13 protein-coding genes, 2 tRNA genes and 1 pseudogene are annotated in these 16,182 nt (G+C 70.3%); 6 read left to right on the top strand and 10 right to left on the bottom strand.

Going from position 1 to position 16,182, the window contains the following annotated elements:
• Nucleotides 1–5: 5 nt before the first annotated feature.
• From ABD198_RS17740 to ABD198_RS17730, 3 genes are all read right to left on the bottom strand, one after another.
• Complete coding sequence (locus ABD198_RS17740) at nucleotides 6–611, bottom strand: ATP-dependent Clp protease proteolytic subunit (RefSeq protein ID WP_344002452.1); 606 nt, start codon at nucleotides 609–611, stop codon at nucleotides 6–8.
• 333 nt (nucleotides 612–944) lie between these two features.
• Complete coding sequence (gene tig, locus ABD198_RS17735) at nucleotides 945–2,387, bottom strand: trigger factor (RefSeq protein WP_344002388.1); 1,443 nt, start codon at nucleotides 2,385–2,387, stop codon at nucleotides 945–947.
• Nucleotides 2,388–2,580: 193 nt separating this feature from the next.
• Nucleotides 2,581–2,657: transfer RNA gene (locus tag ABD198_RS17730), tRNA-Pro, on the bottom strand.
• A 165-nt stretch (nucleotides 2,658–2,822) separates the two neighbouring features.
• Between ABD198_RS17730 and ABD198_RS17725 the strand changes: the two genes are divergently transcribed.
• Nucleotides 2,823–2,893: transfer RNA gene (locus tag ABD198_RS17725), tRNA-Gly, on the top strand.
• Nucleotides 2,894–3,191: 298 nt separating this feature from the next.
• Here the strand turns inward: ABD198_RS17725 and ABD198_RS17720 are convergent.
• Nucleotides 3,192–3,386 (bottom strand): hypothetical protein, encoded by a 195-nt coding sequence (locus ABD198_RS17720; protein WP_123999966.1) that lies wholly within the window; start codon nucleotides 3,384–3,386, stop codon nucleotides 3,192–3,194.
• A 668-nt stretch (nucleotides 3,387–4,054) separates the two neighbouring features.
• On the opposite strand from ABD198_RS17720, the gene ABD198_RS17715 reads away from it, so the two are divergent.
• Nucleotides 4,055–5,293: an acyltransferase family protein gene (locus ABD198_RS17715; protein ID WP_344002383.1), complete on the top strand. Its 1,239-nt coding sequence runs from the start codon at nucleotides 4,055–4,057 to the stop codon at nucleotides 5,291–5,293.
• 17 nt (nucleotides 5,294–5,310) lie between these two features.
• Here ABD198_RS17715 and ABD198_RS17710 read toward each other — a convergent pair whose 3' ends face one another.
• Both ABD198_RS17710 and ABD198_RS17705 read right to left on the bottom strand, forming a co-directional pair.
• The gene (locus ABD198_RS17710; RefSeq protein ID WP_344002450.1) at nucleotides 5,311–5,760 is read right to left on the bottom strand and encodes an HD domain-containing protein; all 450 of its coding nucleotides are present in this window, start codon (nucleotides 5,758–5,760) and stop codon (nucleotides 5,311–5,313) included.
• Nucleotides 5,761–5,801: 41 nt separating this feature from the next.
• Entirely contained in the window at nucleotides 5,802–6,974 is a 1,173-nt protein-coding gene (locus ABD198_RS17705; protein WP_344002380.1) for a SpoIIE family protein phosphatase, read from the bottom strand.
• Between the two features lie 284 nt (nucleotides 6,975–7,258).
• On the opposite strand from ABD198_RS17705, the pseudogene ABD198_RS17700 reads away from it, so the two are divergent.
• Nucleotides 7,259–7,663 (top strand): annotated as a pseudogene (locus ABD198_RS17700) (sterol carrier protein domain-containing protein); the annotation flags it as partial.
• Nucleotides 7,664–7,741: 78 nt separating this feature from the next.
• Here ABD198_RS17700 and ABD198_RS17695 read toward each other — a convergent pair.
• Nucleotides 7,742–8,557 carry an Fpg/Nei family DNA glycosylase gene (locus ABD198_RS17695; protein WP_344002377.1) on the bottom strand — a complete coding sequence of 272 codons (816 nt, stop codon included), beginning with the start codon at nucleotides 8,555–8,557 and terminating at the stop codon, nucleotides 7,742–7,744.
• Nucleotides 8,558–8,688: 131 nt separating this feature from the next.
• Complete coding sequence (locus ABD198_RS17690) at nucleotides 8,689–9,174, bottom strand: ribose-5-phosphate isomerase (RefSeq protein WP_344002375.1); 486 nt, start codon at nucleotides 9,172–9,174, stop codon at nucleotides 8,689–8,691.
• Between the two features lie 210 nt (nucleotides 9,175–9,384).
• On the opposite strand from ABD198_RS17690, the gene ABD198_RS17685 reads away from it, so the two are divergent.
• A complete protein-coding gene (locus tag ABD198_RS17685) occupies nucleotides 9,385–10,845 on the top strand; it encodes an amino acid permease (protein ID WP_344002373.1) in 1,461 nt (486 codons plus the stop codon).
• A 91-nt stretch (nucleotides 10,846–10,936) separates the two neighbouring features.
• Here the strand turns inward: ABD198_RS17685 and ABD198_RS17680 are convergent, their stop codons facing one another.
• The gene (locus tag ABD198_RS17680; RefSeq protein WP_425580496.1) at nucleotides 10,937–12,592 is read right to left on the bottom strand and encodes a serine/threonine-protein kinase; all 1,656 of its coding nucleotides are present in this window, start codon (nucleotides 12,590–12,592) and stop codon (nucleotides 10,937–10,939) included.
• 220 nt (nucleotides 12,593–12,812) lie between these two features.
• On the opposite strand from ABD198_RS17680, the gene ABD198_RS17675 reads away from it, so the two are divergent.
• Nucleotides 12,813–13,541, top strand: a complete 729-nt coding sequence (locus ABD198_RS17675) for a hypothetical protein (protein ID WP_344002366.1) — start codon at nucleotides 12,813–12,815, stop codon at nucleotides 13,539–13,541.
• 193 nt (nucleotides 13,542–13,734) lie between these two features.
• Here the strand turns inward: ABD198_RS17675 and ABD198_RS17670 are convergent, their stop codons facing one another.
• Nucleotides 13,735–14,319, bottom strand: a complete 585-nt coding sequence (locus ABD198_RS17670) for a biotin transporter BioY (RefSeq protein ID WP_344002364.1) — start codon at nucleotides 14,317–14,319, stop codon at nucleotides 13,735–13,737.
• 388 nt (nucleotides 14,320–14,707) lie between these two features.
• On the opposite strand from ABD198_RS17670, the gene ABD198_RS17665 reads away from it, so the two are divergent.
• Nucleotides 14,708–16,087 carry an amino acid permease gene (locus tag ABD198_RS17665; RefSeq protein WP_344002361.1) on the top strand — a complete coding sequence of 460 codons (1,380 nt, stop codon included), beginning with the start codon at nucleotides 14,708–14,710 and terminating at the stop codon, nucleotides 16,085–16,087.
• Nucleotides 16,088–16,182: the final 95 nt, after the last annotated feature.

The following is a 16,182-nucleotide window of genomic DNA, read 5'->3' as shown; positions in this document are numbered from 1 at the left end:
GGCGATCAGGCCCCGGTGCCGCCGCCGCCCGGCATGCCGGCGGCCGTGGCGATCACATCGTCGATGAGGCCGTACTCCTTGGCCTCGAAGGCGTCGAACCAGCGGTCACGGTCGGAGTCACGGAGGATCTGCTCCACCGTCTGACCGGTGTGCTGGGCCGTGAGCTCGGCCATGCGCTTCTTGGTGTGCAGCAGCCGCTCGGCGTGGATCTTGATGTCCGAGGCCGAGCCGGCCAGGCCGGCGGAGGGCTGGTGGATCAGGATCTCGGCGTTCGGCAGCGCGAACCGCTTGCCGGGGGTGCCGGCGCTCAGCAGGAACTGGCCCATGGAGGCGGCCAGGCCCATGGCGATCGTCACCACGTCGTTCTTGATGTACTGCATGGTGTCGTAGATCGCCATGCCGGCCGTGATGGAGCCGCCGGGGCTGTTGATGTAGAGGTAGATGTCCTTGTCGGGGTCGGCGGCAAGGAGCAGCAGCTGTGCGGTGATCCTGTTCGCAATGTCGTCGTCGACCGGCTGGCCGAGGAAGATGATCCGCTCGTTGAGCAGCCGGCTGTAGACCTGGTCGCCGAGGCCACCACCGATGGAGGGCTCGCCGGCGGCGGAGGGCATCAGATTCGTCACGTATCCACCTGCTCGTCTTACGACGGCGCCGGGCCGTCTCACGTGTTCCCTGCGGGGGGCCTCCGGCAGCTCGGCCGCCGGTGGGTGCTGGGCCCCGTATTCATGGACCCTAACGCTCAGGGTGGGCGGTGCCATCCCGGTTCTGTGGGTGTTCGCCGGGGGCGTAGCGGCCCGTGTGGTTCCGGTCGCCGGCAGGTACGTCTCGTGCGCGTCCGGTCGGCGCCGGTCCCCGCGTACCTGCGGTGCTGCCCTCGCTGGTGCCGGAAGGGCCCCGGGGGGTTCGCCCCGGGGCCCTTCCTGTGATCTTGCGGAAGCCGGGGCTCAGCCCTCGGACTTCTCCTCGGCCTTGTCCTCGCCGGACTCGGCGGACTCGGCGGACTCATTGGCCTCGGCCGACTCGGCCGACTCAGCGGCGGCCTCGGCGGTCTCCGCCTCGGCCTCCGCCGGCTCCTCCTCGTCGTCCAGGTCGACGATCTCGCCGTTGGTGTCCTTCACCGTGGCCTTCTCGACCACGACGGCCAGCGCCTTGCCGCGGGCGACCTCGCCGACGAGCAGCGGGACCTGGCCCTGCTCGACGACGGCCTGGGCGAACTGGTCGGGGGACATGCCGGAGGAGGCCGCACGCCGCATGAGGTGCTCGGTGAGCTCCTCCTGGTTGACGTTGAGCTTCTCCTGCTTGACGAGCTCGTCGAGCACGAACTGGGTCTTGATGCCCTTGATCGCGGCCTCGCGGGTCTCGTTCTCGAACTCCTCGGCGGTCTTGCCCTGGATCTCCAGGTACTTGTCGAGGGTGAGACCCATCTGGCCGAGCTGGTGGTGCTCGAGGTTGTGCTTACGGGTGTTGATCTCGTCCTCGAGCAGCTTCTCGGGGACCGGGACCTCGACCAGCTCGAGCAGCTTCTCCAGGACGCGCTCCTGGGCCTGCGTGGCCTGGTCGTACTGCTTCATGTTCTCCAGGCGCTTGCGGCTGTCGGCCCGGAGCTCCTCGAGGGTGTCGAACTCGGAGGCCAGCTGCGCGAACTCGTCGTCCAGCTCGGGCAGTTCCCGCTTGGCGACCTGGGTGACCTTGACGGTGACCTCGGCCTCCTTGCCGGCCGCGGAGCCGCCCTTCAGCTCGGAGGTGAAGGTGGCCTCCTCACCGGCGGACAGGCCCTTGACGGCGTCGTCGATGCCGTCGAGCAGCTCGCCGGAGCCGATGGTGTAGGAGACGTCCTTGGCGACGCCGTCCTCGAGGACCTTGCCCTCGACCTTGGCCTCCAGGTCGATGGTGACCACGTCGCCGTCCTCGGCGGCGCGCTCGACCGGGGTGGTGGAGGCGAAACGCTCACGGAGCTGCTCGACCGACTTGTCGACGTCCTCGTCGGTGACCTCGACGGCGTCGACCTCGACCTCGATGCCGGAGTAGTCCGGGATCTCGATGGAGGGACGCACGTCGACCTCGGCGGTGAAGTTCAGCGTCTCGCCGTCCTTCAGCTCCGTGATGTCGACCTCGGGCTGACCCAGCGGGCTCAGCTCGGCCTGGTTCACGGCGTCGGTGTAGAACTTCGGGAGGGCGTCGTTGACCGCCTCCTCCAGGACCGCACCGCGGCCGAAGCGCTGGTCGATGACCCGGGCCGGGACCTTGCCCTTGCGGAAGCCCTTCACCGTGACCTGCTGGTTGATCTTCTTGTACGCCGCGTCGAGGCTGTCCTTGAGCTCCTCGAAGGGCACCTCGACAGTGAGCCGAACCCGGGTCGGGTTCAGGGTCTCCACGGCGCTCTTCACGGTTCGGTCTCCTTGTGGCTGACTTCTCGGTTTCTGCCGGTACCAGAGCGGTCCGGCGGATGCGCCGCCCGGAGGACTTCAGACCTGAGACACACGGGCGTGCAGCTTGCATAGTAACGGCAGCGACTACGGCGCCCAAAAGGCGATCACCGGCAAGTGACCGTTGGCTGATCACCGAGGGTGACCGGATGGGTGGTCGGGGTGGCGGGATTTGAACCCACGGCCTTCCGCTCCCAAAGCGGACGCGCTACCAAGCTGCGCCACACCCCGTCTGGTGCGACACGTAGGGTACATGCCGCCCGGCGGTGCGACGGCAGGATTTCAGGGGCGCGCTGCGGTGTCGCCGGCGGGGCGGGCAACGGGTGTGCATCGAGGTGCCCTGACCCGCTACGATGCCTGTCAGTACTGCGGCCGGTACGGCCTGCGGTGCACCCTGCGGGCGTAGCTCAATGGTAGAGCCCTAGTCTTCCAAACTAGCTACGCGGGTTCGATTCCCGTCGCCCGCTCTGTACGGCTCGGGGCCGGCCGGAGGATCACTTCCTCCGGCCGGCCCTGATCGTTTTCCGGCTCCTGCGGCGTTGATCGTTTCCCCGCTCCGGTGGCGCTGATCGTTCTCCGGCTGCCCCGGGCTTCGCGGTGATCGTTTCTCCGGCTTCGGGCCCGCCGCGCTCTCCGGCCCCAGGCGCACCGCGCCCGGCCCCCAGCCCCGTCCCGCCGGCCCGGGACCTTGATCACCGGGCTGGGGCGTACGGCTGCCTGGGCCGGCCACCCGGCACCACGCGGCCTCCCGGGACGGCCGGCCTCCTAGAACTGGATCGAGTTGATCGTCTCGGCTATCGAGTTCAGGAAGCGCTGGATGTCGTCGGCCATGCCGGTGGAGGCGAGGAAGAAGCCGAAGAGGACCGCGACGATCGCGGGGCCCGCCTTGATGGAGCCGCCTCTCAGGAGCACCACAAGGATGATCGCCAACAGCAGCACCACAGACAGTGAAATGGCCACAACTGATCACACCCTCGGTCGGTCCGCTCTCCCGGCCCGGGGGCGCGACCCCCGCGCACCCCGCCAGAACCATCGTGCCACCAACCTGCCCGCGTCATGCCGCAGGTGACACATCGTTCAGCCCGGGTACCCGGCGGCGGACGGGGAGCCCCGTCCCTCAGGACCGCGCACGCCCGCGCGCACGCGGCACCGCACGCCACAACACCGTTGTCTCGCACGGGAATTCGAGGTACCACCCGGGCAGGGAATTCAACGGGATCGTTTCCATACCCACACAACGCGTTCGCAGGCATTTCGAATTGCCCGCACGCTCTTCTCAACGGACCGGCGACGCAGGGCGCGAAGCCGACGGAAGTGGACATTCCGTCGGAGTCACCCGCCGGTCTTATGCATGGCTTAATCCGGATGAATCACGACATGCAGGGCGCCTGTCGGACGGTTCGGGCGCGTACTCCCCTTAAGCATCCGATGTGTTGGCCATCACTCGGACCACGAGGCCGAGTTTCCCCAATCAGGGGTACCCGGACCGAATAACCAGTAATGACGTCGGGCGTTTTACGAATAGCAGGAGACAACGCTAGGGTGCCTCAGATGTTCCACGCTGCCTCGTCCCCCGCAAGCGCAGCGAGCTCTGTGAACCTCTCCCCCGGTGCGCTGTGGGAGGGCCTGTGACGAACTCGCTGCGACCGTACGGCAACCGCAGAACGCCGCTTCCCCCGGCACACGCACCGGCGGCCGGAGGCACGGGCCCGCATACCCCGAGCGCGGGCTCCGCCAACCGCTCCGAGTCCTCCGGGTCCTCCGAGTCCTCCGGGTCCTCCGGGTCCACCGGGTCCTCCGGCAAGCAGCGCGACGCCTTCTTCGACAACGCCAAGTACCTGGCGATCGTGCTGGTCGGTGTGGGCCACGCCTGGGGCCAGATCCTGGACGACAACCGGACGGTGGAGGCGCTCTACCGGTTCGTGTACACGTTCCACATGCCGGCGTTCATCATCATCTCCGGCTACTTCTCGCGCAGCTTCGACATGAGCCCCAAGCGCGTGAAGCGGCTGATCGCCACCGTCGTCGTGCCGTACCTCGTCTTCGAGGTGGCCTACACGCTGCACAAGCGGGTCGTGGACAACGACCCCGGCCACGACCTCAGCCTGCTCGACGCCACCTATCTGCTGTGGTTCCTGTGCGCGCTGTTCATCTGGCGCCTGACCACGCCCATCTGGAAGACGATCCGCTACCCCCTGCCGGTCGCCATCGCCCTCGGGGCGCTGGCGTCCATGACGCCGTCGATCGCCAACGACCTGGACATGCAGCGCGTGCTGCAGTTCCTGCCGTGCTTCGTGCTGGGTCTGGTGCTGCGGCCGGAGCACTTCTCCCTGGTGCGCCGCCGCTCGGTGCGGATCGCCTCGCTGCCGGTGATGGCGGCGGCGCTGGCCGTCGCCTGGTGGTCGGTGCCGCGCATGTCCACCGGCTGGTTCTACCGCGACTCCCCGGCGCAGGACTCGGGCGCCCCGTGGTGGACCGGGCCGGTGATGATGCTGGCGCTGTTCGGCTGCTCGCTGGTGCTGACCGCCTGCTTCCTGGCCTGGGTCCCCGGCCGGCGCATGTGGTTCACCTCGCTGGGCGCCGGGACGATCTACGGCTTCCTGCTGCACGGCTTCGTGGTGAAGACCGGCACCTACCAGGGCTGGTTCAAGGCACCCGTGCTGGACACGCCGCTGGGCGAGATCGCGCTGACCGTGGTCGGTGCCGTCGGCATCACCCTGATGTGCACCAAGCCCGTGCGGCAGGCGCTGCGATGGGTGGTGGAACCACGGATGGAGTGGGCCTTCCGGCCGGACGCCATAGCGGAGGCACGGGAGCGCGAGAAGCGCTCCGAGGCCGCCCGGTCCCGCGAGAAGGTCTCCGTCTGAGCGAAGCCCGGGCAGCCCTACGGGGTCTCCCCCGCGACCAGGCCGAGAAGTGTGCGCATCCGCGCGTACTTCTCGGCCAGTCTCGTTCTGGTGGGCTCGTCCAGCACGGCCAGGCGCTCGGGGTCGGCGTTGTGCGCCAGGTCGGCCTCCTTCACCAGCAGCGCGCCCGGGGTGGCGAGGATGCGGGCCGCGTACGCCTCGGGCGGCTCGGCCGGCCGCTTGGTGACCGCGAGGACGATGTCCTTGGTGCGCCGGGTCAGCGGGGCCTGCTCCAGCCACTTCAGGGAGAGCCTGTCGTCCTCGACGGCGTCGTGCAGCCAGGCCGCGGCGATCTGGTCCTCGTCGCCGCCGCGCGCCCGTACGCCCTCGGCGACGGCCCGCAGATGCTCCTCGTACGGGCGCCCGGCCTTGTCGGTCTGGCCCGAGTGGGCGGCGCGGGCGGTGGCCTCGACCTCGGCCGGGGTCATGGGTGTGTCGCTCACCGCTCCAGTGTGCCCGGCGGCACGGCTCAGCGGGTGGCGGTGGGGCCCTCGCGGCAGATCAGCAGCAGGGCGCGGTCGTCGTTGACGTCCTTGGCGACCGACTCGATCAGATGCCAGGCGGCGCCGTGGAAACCGCCGGCGACATAGCGGTCGGCCTCCCCGGTGAGCCGGTCGATGCCCTCGACGATGTCCCGGTCGGCCGTCTCCACCAGCCCGTCGGTGAACAGCATCAGCACGTCACCGGGGCGCAGGGAGCCCTTCACCGGGTCGAACTGGGCGCCGTCGTACACGCCGAGCAGGGGGCCCTCGGCGGCCTTCTCCTCCCAGCGACCGCTGCCTGCGCTGAGCTGGAGGCCCGGCGGGTGGCCCGCGGAGTACAGCTCGTAGTCGCCGGAGTCGAGGTCGAGGACGAGGTGGATGGAGGTGGCGAAGCCCTCCTCCCACTCCTGGCGCAGCAAGTAGCCGTTGGCGGCGGGCAGGAACGAGTGCGGGGGCAGGCTGCCGAGCAGTCCGCCGAAGGCGCCGGAGAGCAGCAGGGCGCGGGAGCCCGCGTCCATGCCCTTGCCCGAGACGTCGGTCAGCACGACCTCCAGGGTGCGCCCGCCGTTGGTGCGGGCCGCGACCACGAAGTCGCCCGAGAAGGACTGGCCGCCCGCCGGGCGCAGGGCCATCTCGTGGTGCCATCCGGAGGGCAGTTTGGGCAGTTTGCTCTGCACCCGGATGCGTTCGCGCAGGTCGAACAGCATGGTGCCGCCGCGCCGCCAGGGCACGCCGACCCGGCTGCGGAACTGAGCGACGACCAGCCCGAAGAAGCCGCAGGCGGCCACCACCAGCACCACGCCCGGGGTGACCCGTGAGGTGCCCTCGGTGTACGGGCCGAGATGGACCGACTCCACGATGAGCGCGGTGGCCGCCGCCGCGTACAGGCCGAGCAGGCTGGCCGGGCGCAGCAGCAGCCCGCCGGCCACGATCGGCAGCACCAGCGCCGCCGGGGAGAACCAGACCGAGTTGACGAGCGTGCCCGCCATGATCAGCGGGATGGTGAGGAAGAGACCGGCCAGCGCGATCCAGTCCGAGCCGTCCCCGCGGAAGTAGTCGACGGCCGCTCTGCGCACGCCGACGCGGGCCCGGTGCCACTGCTTCTTCAACCGGGCCGTGAACGTGTCGGCTTCCGCGCGCCGCTGTCGTCTCGGTGCCATTAGTTCGGGACCCTATCCGTGGGACCGGCCGCTTGGCACGGGAGCCCCGCCTTGTCCCCCGTCCGGGGACCGACATCACAGTGAACTTCACGGGATGCCGTCTCGTGGCCGCTCGGGAGAAATTCCCTCGCTCGTCCCGCATTGCCCTGATAGGCATGGCTCATGGTGAATGAGCGCACGGCCCCGGCGACCGGACTTCGGGTACTCACCCCGGACGACTGGGACAAGTGGTACGGAACGCTGATACGGGCCTTCGGCGGAGTTCCGGAATCCGACGAGGAACGGGAACTGCGTGGCAGTACCTGGTGTCCGACATCCGGCGGTGCCGTCCGGCGCTGCGGGACTCGCTGTATCTGCGGCCGGTGGAGGTGGGGGCCGCGCTGTCGCGGCGTACCTACCAGGTGCCGGTGGACGTGGTGTTGGAGGTGGAGGACGCCTTCTGCCCCTGGAACAGCGGACGTTGGCGGCTGAGCGGGGACGCCGGCGGAGCGACTTGTGAGCGGACCGGTGATCCGGCCGATCTGGCGCTGTCCGTACGCGAGTTGGGCGCCGCCTATCTGGGCGGGGTGAGCCTCGCGGCGCGGGCCGCGGCAGGGCGAGTGCGTGAGCTGCGGCGCGGGGCGCTTGCTCAGGCGGCCGTCGCCTTCGGGGCGGGCGGCCTGGCTCCCTGGCTGCCGTTCGGCTTCTGAGGGCGTGCCGGGCCGGCTGCCGATCGGGTACTGAGGGTGCGCCGAGCCGGTTGTAGTCCGGGGCTGGAGCGTGCAGGGTCAGGCGCCGCGCTGGCAGTTGGGGCACCAGAAGAGGTTGCGGGCGGCCAGGCCGGCGGTGCGGATCGGCTCGCCGCACAGATGGCAGGGCTGGTTCGCCCGCCGGTAGACGTACACCTCGCCGCCGTGGTCGTCGACACGGGGCGGGCGGCCCATCGCCTCCGGGGTGTGCTCGGGGCGGACGGTGTCGATGCGGTTCCGGCGCACGCCCTCGTGCATCAGCTCCACCAAGTCGGTCCACAGCGCGTCCCATTCGGCGGGGGTGATGTCGCGGCCGGGGCGGTAGGGGTCGATGCGGTGCCGGAACAGGACCTCGGCGCGGTAGACGTTGCCGACGCCGGCGATGACCTTCTGGTCCATCAGCAGGGCGGCGATGGTGGTGCGGCTGCGGCTGATGCGGCGGTAGGCGGCGGCCGGGTCGGCGTCCGGGCGGAGCGGGTCGGGGCCGAGGCGCTCGTGTATCGCCTGCTTCTCGCCGCCGGTGATCAGGGCGCAGGTGGTGGGGCCGCGCAGATCGACGTACGCGCCGTCGTGGGCGAGGCGGAGGCGGACGGTGTCCGTGGGCGGCGGCGCCGGGGCCGGGCCGAAGGTGACCTTGCCGAACAGGCCGAGGTGGATGTGGATCCAGTCGGCGTCGCGGAAGCCGAGGAAGAGGTGCTTGCCGTGGGCGTCGGTGGTGTGCAGCGGGGTGCCGTCGAGGAGGGCGGCGGCGTCGGAGAACTTGCCCTGGGGGCTGGTGACGCGGAGCGGGGCGCCGGTCGCGAAGGCGGCGGCGTAGTCCTTGGCCAGCCGGTGGATGGTGTGCCCCTCGGGCATGGTCCCCTTCGTCCCCTTCTCCTGCGTCCTCGGCCCGGCTGCCCGCGCCGGTGTGCGGCACGGGCGCGACGCCCCTGCTTCTCCGTGTGCGGGCCGGCCCGTCCCGTCCCCGGTGCGGGCCGGCAGGGCGGCTACTGCTGGGGGTGGTGGGCCGGGATCGGGGGAAGGTCGCCGGTGGTCTCGTAGGCGGAGAGCATCCCGATGCGGCGGACGTGCCGCTCGTCCTCGGAGAACGGGGTGTTGAGGAAGGTCTCCACGAACTTGGTGGCCTCGTCCTGCGAGTGCATGCGCGCGCCGATCGCGACCACATTGGCGTTGTTGTGCTGGCGGCCCAGCGCCGCCGTCTCCTCGCTCCAGGCCAGCGCGGCCCGGACGCCCTTCACCTTGTTGGCGGCGATCTGCTCGCCATTGCCCGAACCGCCGATCACGATGCCGAGGGCGCCGGGGTCCTCGGCGGTCCGCTCGGCGGCCCGCAGGCAGAACGGCGGGTAGTCGTCCTGGGCGTCGTAGATGTGGGGGCCGCAGTCGACGGGGTCGTGCCCCGCTTCCTTCAGCCACTGGACGAGGTGGTTCTTGAGTTCGTAGCCGGCATGGTCCGAGCCGAGGTACACGCGCATGGCCCGAGTGTGACACGCGGCCCTCTGGGCAGGCGCGCGGGGTGCTGATCCCAGGAAATGTGAGGAGAATCTCAGAACCTCAGGAAAACCTCAAGTAACGATTTGCTTTCGAAGGTTTCCCTGCGCGCAACCCTCCGTTTCACTGGTCCAGCTCGTACATGGCTCTGTGCGAGCGAGCTACAGCTACCCGGCGCAAAGGAAGTCCGTTCCATGACCTCGCAGCCGACCCTGACCAAGCCCGGAAGCTCTACGTCCGGCCCCGGCGACCCCGGCGGCACCGGACTGCAGGCCGGACTCAAGAACCGTCATCTGTCGATGATCGCCATCGGTGGCGTCATCGGCGCCGGCCTGTTCGTCGGATCCAAGTCCGCGATCGCGACCGCCGGACCCGGAATCCTGCTCTCGTACGCCCTCGTCGGCACGCTCGTGGTGCTGGTGATGCGCATGCTGGGCGAGATGTCCGCGGCCCACCCGACCTCCGGTTCCTTCTCGGCACACGCCGACCGGGCGCTCGGCCCCTGGGCCGGGTTCTCCATCGGCTGGCTGTACTGGTTCTTCTGGGTGGTCGTGCTGGCGGTCGAGGCGACCGCCGGTGCCGAGATCCTCGAAGGCTGGATTCCGGCCGTCCCCCAGTGGGTCTGGGCCCTGCTCGTGATGGTGGTGCTCACCGCCACCAACCTGGCCTCCGTGGGCTCCTACGGCGAGTTCGAGTTCTGGTTCGCCGGCATCAAGGTCGTCGCCATCAGCGCGTTCATCCTCATCGGCGGGCTGGCCGTCTTCGGCCTGCTGCCCGGCGTCGACAGCGAGCAGGCGGGTCTGTCCAACCTCACCGAGCACGGCGGCTTCCTGCCCAACGGGCCCGGTGCGATCCTCACCGGCATCCTGCTGGTCGTCTTCTCCTTCATGGGCAGCGAGATCGCCACCCTCGCGGCCGGTGAGGCGGAGGACCCCCGCCGGGCGGTCACCAAGGCCACCAACAGCATCATCTGGCGTATCGGCGTCTTCTACCTGGGCTCCATCTTCGTGGTGGTCTGCCTGCTGCCGTGGAACAGCGAGTCCATCGCCGAGAACGGCTCCTACGTGGCCGCGCTGGACACCCTGGGCATCCCGCACGCCGGTCAGATCATGAACTTCATCGTGCTGACCTCGGTGCTGTCCTGCCTCAACTCCGGTCTCTACACGGCCTCCCGGATGGCCTTCTCGCTCGGTGAGCGCGGCGACGCGCCCAAGGCGTTCGCCCGGACCACCGAGCGCGGCGTGCCGCGGACGGCGATCCTGGTGTCGGTGGTGTTCGGCTTCGTCGCCGTGTTCTTCAACTACGAGTTCCCCGACTCGGTCTTCCTGTTCCTGGTCAACTCCTCCGGTGCGGTCGCGCTGTTCGTGTGGCTGGTGATCTGCGTCTCGCAGCTGCGGATGCGCAAGATCATCCAGCGGGAGGCGCCGGAGAAGCTGATCGTGCGGATGTGGCTCTACCCGTACCTGACCTGGGCGAGCATGGGGCTGATCGTGTTCGTGATCGGCTACATGCTGACCGACACCGAGCACAACGGGCGGACCACGATGCTGCTGTCGCTGCTGGTCGCGGCCGTGGTGCTGGTGGTCGCCGTGGTGAAGCAGCGGCTGGACGCGCGCAAGGCCGCGGCGGAGCGGGACGAGGTCCCGGCCGCCTGAAGTCCTCCCGGCTGAACGGGCGAAGGGGCCCGCGGCGGATGTCCGCCGCGGGCCCCTTCCAAGTGTGCGAGGACGTGCGTTCTCACCGTGCTCACAGCACGGTGAAGCTCTTCTTGGTCTTCTCGTGGACGCGCAGGGCCTGGTCCTCGATGCCGGGCTGGTACCAGGTGTTGATCTGGTACGACTTGCCGTCCTGGTTGAAGCCGAGGAGCCGGGCGTGCCAGGGGGTGCCCTCGAGGGTGAAGGTGTACTCCCAGACGACGGCGGGGTGGCCGCGGAAGGTGCTCTCCTCCAGGCGGATCTTGCGGTAGTTCTGCCCCTGGTGGGCGTTGCGTTCGGAGGTCTGCCAGGTCTGCAGGAGATCGCCGCGGGCCAGCGCGGACTTGGCGGCCAGTTCCTGCCGGCCGTCGGGCGAGGTGTAGTGCACCTCCGCGCCGGTCTTGACGTCACGGCGCCAGCCGACGGGCGGCGTCCAGGCGAATCCCCCCGCCTCGCGGCGGGCTCCGGGCGGCAGGGACGGAGGCCTGGAGGTGCCCTGCACGGTGGGGCTCGGGCCGGAAGCGGAGGTCTCCGTGCCGCCGCCGCTTCCGGAGGGGTCTCCCCCGGTGTCGGTGAGCAGGACGGCGAGCACGGTGGTCGCGGCGACGGCCGCTGCCGCGGCGGCGGCGAGGACGGTGCGGCGGTGCGGCTTGGTGCGGGAACCGGTGGAAGAGTCCGGGCGGACGTCGGAGTCCGGGGGCCTGTGCTGCCGGCGGTCGCGCTCGCGCGGAGGGGACTCGGTGCGTCCAGCGGCACGCCTGCCCTCAGGCGGATCGGGCTCGGGCTGAGGCTGATTGACGACCGTGGCAGGCGGCGGCTCGGGATCCGGTGCCGGCTCCGGCCGGGCGGGCAGCGTGGGGGTCTGATCCGGCTCCGGCCGGGCGGGGAGCGTGGGGACCTGGGCCGGTTCCGGCCGGGCGGGGGATGTGGGAGCCGGGGTCGGGACGGTGGGTGACGGGGGCGGGTGGGCGATGAGGTCGAGGGTGGATTCCAGCCTGCTCAGGGTGGGGCGCCGGGCCGGGTCCTTGTGCAGGGCCGCTTCCAGCGTGTCCCGCAACGGTCCGGCCACCTCCGGGAGTTCGGGGTCCTCGTAGAGCACGGCGTGCAGGGTGGCCAGGGTGGTGGGGCGGGTGAAGGGAGAGGCGCCGCTGAGGGCGGCGCAGAGCGTGGCGCCCAGGGAGAAGATGTCGGACGGCGGGCCCTGGGGACGCCCGGAGACGCGCTCCGGGGCCATGTAGTCGGGGCTGCCGACGAGCATGCCGGCCATGGTCAGCGCCTTGGCGTCCTGGAGGGCGGCGATGCCGAAGTCCGTGAGGACGACCCTGCCGCCGCGGTCCACCAGGACGTTGCCCGGCTTGATGTCACGGTGCAGCACACCGCGGGCGTGCACCTCGCGGAGTGCGGCCACCAGGCCCAGCCCGATGCGGGCAGTCTCCCTCGGGGTGAGCCGGCCGTCCTCGGCGAGAATGCGCTCCAGCGAGCGGCCGGCCACCAACTCCATGACGATCCACAGCCGTTCGCCCTCGTCGACCACGTCGTAGATCCGCACCACATGGGGGTGGTCGATCCGTGCGGTCGCCCGTGCCTCGCGCAGAGTGCGTTCGCGGCGCGTCCGGGAATCCTCCGCGTCGCTTCCGTCCAGCCGCATTTCCTTCACGGCGACCTGGCGGTGGAGTATTTCGTCGGCGGCTCGCCACACCCGCCCCATTCCCCCCTGACCGATACTCTCGCCCAATCGGTACCGCCCGGCCACCAATATCCCCGGAATCCCGGCGCTGTTGATATTCCCCCGCAATCCGCCACACCCCCTCAGCACGGCCCGAGTGAAACACGACGGTCACACTTCAGGCGGTCCCAGCATAGTGCGGACAAATCTTGTGGTACCTCTTCGAGTACTGCGAATTCAGGCGCAGCCAAGGGGGACGAACATGAGTTCTCGTCGCAGGGCGAACGTCACCGGATCGCTGGTGGCAGCATCTTTCTCGGCGGTTCTGATCTTTTCCGGCACCGCCGTGGCGGACGATCAGGACTCCGGGAGCAGCAAAGGGGGAAAGGTTGTCGACAAGGCCCCGGCGGGGGTGGAGTTGACGACGCTGCTGCCCGAGAAGATCTCGGTCGACAAAAGTTCGGGAAAGACGGCGATTACCGCCACGGTGAAGAATGGGGGAAGTGCGGACAGCGGGAAGATCAATCTCTTGGTCGTCGGGTTCGACGGACTGACCGTCAAGAACGTCCCCGGTTGTGAACGGATCGCCGAGAGGGGCCTTCCGGAGGGTGCGAACAGCGGATTCAGCTGCCCGGTCGGCAATCTCGCCGCCGGCGCGTCCAAGTCGTACGCGGTGGACGCCACGTACGACCTGAAGAGTAAGGGGAAGATCTGCCTGCCGGTGCAGTCCGAGGACGGGAAGAAGACGTACTGGCAGCAGGGGCCGGTGCCGTTCGGCACCACCAACCCCTCGCCCGACGCCCCGGCCACTCCCCTGCTCCTCGGCACCGACAACGAGCCGGTGAGGCCGGGAGCGGACGAGCTGCCGAAGACGGGCCCGGTGCGTGAGCTGCTGCCGCTGGGCGCGGCCGGCGCCTCCCTGCTGGCGGCCGGTGCGGCCGGGCTGTGGTGGTCGCTGCGACGGCCGGGACGGCAGGAAGCCGGCGCCTGAGACGGACCCCGGCACACAAAAGGCCCGCCGGGCCGTACGTCAGTCGTACGGACCCGGCGGGCCTTTGTCCAGCGGCCGGGGCCGGCTCCGCCCCGCTGGGCTGTCAGGCGATGTAGAGGTAGGCGTCGACGTCGGTGCGCCAGGCCGCCCAGGTGAACTCGCGGGTCGCAGCCGGTCCGCTGCTCGGTGGGTGTCAGCGCTTGTTCACGAACTTCCAGGCCGTGGGCAGGATGCCCATCGCCAGGGCGGCCTTGAGGGCGTCGCCGATGAGGAACGGGGTCAGGCCGGCCGCGATGGCGGCGGAGGCGGACATGCCGGTGGCCAGGGCCAGGTAGGGCACGCCGACGGCGTAGATGATCGCCTCGCCGAGCAGCATGGTGCCCGCCATCCGCCAGGCGGAGCGGTCGGCGCCGCGGCGGGCCAGGGCGCCGACGGCGGCGGCGGCCAGCATCATGCCGATGATGTAGCCGAAGGACGGCATCCCGATGCCGGACGCGCCTCCCGCGAACCACGGCATACCGGCGATGCCGGCCAGCGCGTACACGGCGAGGGAGAGCAGGCCCCGGCGGGCGCCGAGGGCGGTGCCGACCAGTAGGGCGGCGAAGGTCTGGCCGGTCACCGGCACCGGGGAGCCGGGGACGGGCACGGCGATCTGCGCGGCGAGGCCGGTGAGCGCGGCACCGCCGAGCATGAGGGCGGTGTCCCGGACGCGGGAGGCCGGGAGCAGGTCGGCGAGGACCAGGCCGGAGCGGGCGGGTGTGGCGGCGACGGTGCTCATGGGGACTCCGCGAGGGTGAGGACGGTTCGGAACACCGTGACGCTATCCCGCGGCCCGCGCGGCGATCACCGTCATTGCTCGACAAAGGCGGGATCGGGCCATTGGTGGGCTTCGGACAAAGAACGGAAACGGCACCCGGGTGGGAGTGACCCGTGTCACGGAGCTGAGGAGGCATCTCTCACTCGGAGCGTCGGAACGGGCCTGTAGGGTTTCACCAATCAGGGTCGTGGTCGGCGTCGACCCGTCCCCGCACCGCCGGTCAGGGGCCGGGCACCGTGCGTCCGCCCGGTGTCCATATGGTGAGCCGCTCCGGCCCGAGGGTGGCCCGGCCACCCAGACTGGTGTCGTTTTGCCCATGTCCCCCCACGCATTGGACGAACCGCGCCCCATGCCCAGCACCTCTGTGAAAGCGCCGCCGCAGCAGGACGGCGTCTCCCTCTCCCACGGTCTCAAGCAGCGCCATCTGTCGATGATCGCCCTCGGCGGTGTCATCGGCGCCGGCCTGTTCGTCGGCTCCGGTGCCGGCATCGCCGCCGCCGGTCCGTCGATCGTCGTCGCCTACGCCCTCTCCGGCCTCCTGGTGATGCTGGTGATGCGGATGCTCGGCGAGATGTCGGCCGCCCATCCGTCGTCGGGCTCCTTCTCGGCGCACGCCGAGCGGGCGCTCGGGCCCTGGGCCGGGTTCACCGCCGGCTGGTCGTTCTGGGTGCTGCTGTGCACGGCGGTCGGCCTGGAGGGCATCGGCGCCGCCAAGATCGTGACCGGCTGGCTGCCCGGTACGCCCGAGTGGGCCTGGGTGGCCCTGTTCATGGTGGTGTTCTGCGGCACCAACCTCGCCGCGGTGAAGAACTTCGGTGAGTTCGAGTTCTGGTTCGCCGCGCTGAAGGTCGGCGCGATCACCCTGTTCCTGGTGCTCGGCGGGCTGGCCATCGCCGGCCTGCTGCCGGGCACGGACTCCCCCGGCACCTCCCAATTGGGCGACTTCCTGCCCAACGGCGGCGAGGGGCTGGTGATCGGACTGCTCGCCTCGGTGTTCGCCTACGGCGGTCTGGAGACGGTGACCATCGCCGCGGCCGAGTCGGAGGACCCGGTCAAGGGCGTGGCGAGCGCGGTCCGTACCGCGATGTGGCGGATCGCGGTGTTCTACATCGGCTCCATGGCCGTGATCGTGACGCTGGTGCCCTGGGACTCGCCGGCCGTGGTGGAGAGCGGCCCGTACGTCGCCGCGCTGGACGAGCTCGGCATCCCCGGCGCCGGTCAGCTGATGAACGTGGTGGTACTGGTCGCCCTGCTGTCGGCGATGAACGCCAACATCTACGGCGCCTCGCGCATCGGCTACTCGCTGGTCGAGCGCGGCCAGGGCCCCAAGGCGCTCGGCCGGGTGTCGGGCGGTGTGCCGCGGGTGGCCGTGCTGGCCTCCTCGGTCTTCGGCTTCGGGTGCGTGCTGCTGAGCTACTGGCGGCCGAACGACGTCTTCTCCTGGCTGCTGAACATGATCGGCGCGGTGATCCTGGTCGTCTGGATCTTCATCGCCGTCTCCCAGCTGCGGCTGCGGCGCCGGCTCGAGCGGGAGGCCCCGGAGAAGCTGGTCGTGCGGATGTGGGCGTTCCCGTATCTGACGTATGTCGCGCTGCTGGGCATGGCGGCGGTGTTCGCGCTGATGGCGCGCGAGCCCGACACGCGCGTGCAGCTGTACTCGACGGGCGGGATGACGCTGGTGCTGGCGGCCGTGGGCTACGCCTGGCAGCGGGTGCGCGCCCGGCGCTGATCACCGGCCCTCTCGGCAAAGGCCCTCGCGTGGACGACACGCGGGGGCCTTTTGCATGCCCCGGCCCTCCCCGGCGGCCTTTCTGCTGCTAGCGT

Source organism: Streptomyces thermocarboxydovorans (genome assembly GCF_039524635.1).
Taxonomy (GTDB): domain Bacteria; phylum Actinomycetota; class Actinomycetes; order Streptomycetales; family Streptomycetaceae; genus Streptomyces; species Streptomyces thermocarboxydovorans.
The sequence above is the reverse complement of the archived record's forward strand: the minus strand, read 5'-3'. Positions and strand labels throughout refer to the sequence as shown.

What these genes read in the sequence shown, in the direction of transcription:
- ABD198_RS17675 (WP_344002366.1), top strand. Translation starts at nt 12,813, where the DNA reads ATGAGTTCTCGTCGCAGGGCGAACGTCACCGGATCGCTGGTGGCAGCA.
- ABD198_RS17670 (WP_344002364.1), bottom strand. Translation starts at nt 14,319, where the DNA reads ATGAGCACCGTCGCCGCCACACCCGCCCGCTCCGGCCTGGTCCTCGCC.
- ABD198_RS17685 (WP_344002373.1), top strand. Translation starts at nt 9,385, where the DNA reads ATGACCTCGCAGCCGACCCTGACCAAGCCCGGAAGCTCTACGTCCGGC.
- ABD198_RS17710 (WP_344002450.1), bottom strand. Translation starts at nt 5,760, where the DNA reads ATGACCCCGGCCGAGGTCGAGGCCACCGCCCGCGCCGCCCACTCGGGC.
- ABD198_RS17690 (WP_344002375.1), bottom strand. Translation starts at nt 9,174, where the DNA reads ATGCGCGTGTACCTCGGCTCGGACCATGCCGGCTACGAACTCAAGAAC.
- ABD198_RS17705 (WP_344002380.1), bottom strand. Translation starts at nt 6,974, where the DNA reads ATGGCACCGAGACGACAGCGGCGCGCGGAAGCCGACACGTTCACGGCC.
- ABD198_RS17740 (WP_344002452.1), bottom strand. Translation starts at nt 611, where the DNA reads ATGCCCTCCGCCGCCGGCGAGCCCTCCATCGGTGGTGGCCTCGGCGAC.
- ABD198_RS17695 (WP_344002377.1), bottom strand. Translation starts at nt 8,557, where the DNA reads ATGCCCGAGGGGCACACCATCCACCGGCTGGCCAAGGACTACGCCGCC.
- ABD198_RS17665 (WP_344002361.1), top strand. Translation starts at nt 14,708, where the DNA reads ATGCCCAGCACCTCTGTGAAAGCGCCGCCGCAGCAGGACGGCGTCTCC.
- ABD198_RS17680 (WP_425580496.1), bottom strand. Translation starts at nt 12,592, where the DNA reads ATGGGGCGGGTGTGGCGAGCCGCCGACGAAATACTCCACCGCCAGGTC.